The following is a 2,535-nucleotide window of genomic DNA, read 5'->3' as shown; positions in this document are numbered from 1 at the left end:
TAAAGCGACAGTTTGTTTTTTTTGATGCTCAGATGAATAACCCCCACTTGGAAAGATTTGGAGCTTATACTATTAGCGATAAAAAGTATAAATCACTTTTGAAATTGGCGTTAAGTCGTCGATGTAGTTTGATTTAGTTTGTCTAGTAAAATTTTGACACCATCTACAATTAGACTGGGTTCGTCTATCCATACAAAATGGCTACTTTTATTGGCTTGAATTTGAACACAATTTGTTGATAGATTACACAAATTTTTGTGCATTTGCTCTCGTAATTTGTTGGCTGATTTCAGAGGAATTAAAAAAGTCCACCAAGAAGACTGAAAAAAAGAATTAGCTTTGATACTAACTACTGGCATCGAAGCAAACTGATTAGCAATAATAACCTGATTTCCACTATTATTTAGATTTAGTATTTCTCGACTCATTGTAATCCAGTGTTTAGAGCGACAAAAAGAATGTTTTACATGATTTCTCGACTCTTGAGAAAAATCTTGTAATTCAGGTTTGATTAATTCAAATATTCGACATTTTCTTAATAGCTGAATAATTCCTAATATTGAACCTAAAATAGACATAACAAAGCCGGAAATAAATAATAGTTTCAAAGCTTGTAATTGGATAGGCATCTTCAGCATTCCTGTTTCATGGAGTCCATCTGTAAGTACCATGCCAATAACTTTTTCTGGGAAACGATGAGCATATAATCTGACATTGTAACTACCAAAAGAATTTCCTACTAAAATGTAAGGTGGCTGAATTTTTGCTTGGGTAAGTAAGGTATCTAATTCTGTGACAATTTGACTGCTAGTTCGAGGATGGGGGCTATGTTCGCTCCATCCATATCCAGCTCTGTCGTAAATACATACTCGCCCTAACTTTGCCAGTTTTTCTACTAGGAAATATCCCTCTATTCCACCTAAACTGTGGTCGAGAATAATTGTTGGACTAGCTTCTCCTACAACATATAAATGTAGACGATAACCACCAACATCAAATAGTTTTCCTGGAGGTGGTTTTTGATTTTCCAAATGACAGGCGATCGCTTGATAAATTGTTGTAGCGACTAGCAGAATAATTTTGAGAGATAATGACATTTTTCCTCCTTCTGTTAATAGCTTTCTTTGGTTTAATACCAATTTCATAAAATATTGCAAAGCGTGAGGACACAGGGAACAGGGAACAGGGAACAGGGAACAGGGAACAGGGAACAGGGAACAGGGAAAGAAAAACATAAATATTAAAGAGGAAAAAAGGTGGAAATTTTAGAATTTATGGAATTTATAATTTTTTCTTTTAGGAATAAATCACAAATTAAGATGTAACTGCCTTTTTTGAATTTGGTATAATTCCTCATTTTCTACATAATTTATACAATTAGTTGAAGTTTATAGATACGGAGCTGTAACTTTTCAGTATCCCCATTCACTTTTTTCTTTCTTCCTTTTCTCCTAGATAACTAAATTTATTCTTGCTTCTTCAACAAAATATATTCTAAAATTATCTTTTTCTTTTGAGTTTAATACCCCACCTTCTACACGATATTTACAATTACTTGGGGTTTGTAGACACGAAGTGCCAGTTCGTTAACTGTCCCCATCCACTTTTTCCTTCTTCCTTCTTCCAGGTTACTTAGGTCTTGCTAAAAGTAATTTTAATTAATTTTATGCTCAGTAACTAAAGTTAAACTAACCCATTCTCCTTTCTCATTATAAGTACGAATAAGTCGTTGACGAAGGTCAGGTTTAATTAACCAACCAGCTTCAAAAAATACAGGTTTTCTCAACTCAACTTTAATCGGCAAAGTAGCAGAAGCACCATCAGGAATAAGTAAGACTTTTACAGGTTGAGAACCTTGGTCAAAGTGTAAAATAGAGCCTTCAATTCTCGCAGTAGAAGTAATTATTTTCTGATTAGTATTACCAAAAGTAATTTGCTGCAATAATCGACCTGTATTATCAATTTTTAACTCCATTTGAGTTGGATAAACATCCGGTGTCCGCAAATCGGGATAAATAGTAATAGCTTCTCCCTGCCATTTCCCTAATAAAGCATCTACTGTGAGAGTTGGATTTTCTAAAGCATTTGTACCTGCTCGTTTTTCTCGAATTAAAGTTAATGTTTGGAAACTTCCATCCTGGTTAAATAATTCTACTAAACGAAGACGACGATTTTGATTAATAAAACTAAACTCAGCGCCATTAACTGAAATTGGTGATATTTGAATTGAACCTTGAGAAAAAGCACCATCTTCAAAAAACATAGTATCTTTGCCAAAGGTTTGATATTCTCTGACTAATTCATTAACTTTTGGCTGAGAATTATCCCCTGAAGAAGTAAAGCGACGAAGAGTGAGACGGACTGTTTTATTCTGATCATCCAAACTTTCTAAAATCAGAATACTAGGTATATCTTCAACTATATCTCCTTGAGCAGAAATTTTAGTAAATGAACCATGCCATTCACCAAGATTTTGTAAAAAGTTTTCCCACTGTGTTTTCATATTTTCTAACAAATTTATTGATATTTATAGCA

Annotated in this window: 2 protein-coding genes and 1 pseudogene; 1 reads left to right on the top strand and 2 read right to left on the bottom strand. The window is 33.6% G+C overall.

All coding sequences use genetic code 11. The annotated features are described in order from the left end of the window. Positions 1-137, top strand: a pseudogene (locus tag F6K13_RS27960) (leucyl/phenylalanyl-tRNA--protein transferase); the annotation flags it as partial. Here the strand turns inward: F6K13_RS27960 and F6K13_RS27955 are convergent. Next, entirely contained in the window at positions 111-1,097 is a 987-nt protein-coding gene (locus F6K13_RS27955; protein WP_124146597.1) for an alpha/beta fold hydrolase, read from the bottom strand. The pseudogene F6K13_RS27960 and the gene F6K13_RS27955 overlap by 27 nt on opposite strands. Before the next feature lie 557 nt (positions 1,098-1,654). Next, entirely contained in the window at positions 1,655-2,503 is an 849-nt protein-coding gene (locus F6K13_RS27950) for a DUF3598 family protein (protein WP_287289123.1), read from the bottom strand. Between the last annotated feature and the right edge of the window lie 32 nt (positions 2,504-2,535).

The sequence above is a fragment of the Okeania sp. SIO2B9 genome, from assembly GCF_010672505.1.
Lineage (GTDB): Bacteria > Cyanobacteriota > Cyanobacteriia > Cyanobacteriales > Microcoleaceae > Okeania > Okeania hirsuta.
Note: the sequence above shows the minus strand (reverse complement) of the source record. Positions and strands in the feature narration are given on the sequence as shown.

What these genes read in the sequence shown, in the direction of transcription:
- F6K13_RS27955 (WP_124146597.1), bottom strand. Translation starts at nt 1,097, where the DNA reads ATGTCATTATCTCTCAAAATTATTCTGCTAGTCGCTACAACAATTTAT.
- F6K13_RS27950 (WP_287289123.1), bottom strand. Translation starts at nt 2,503, where the DNA reads ATGAAAACACAGTGGGAAAACTTTTTACAAAATCTTGGTGAATGGCAT.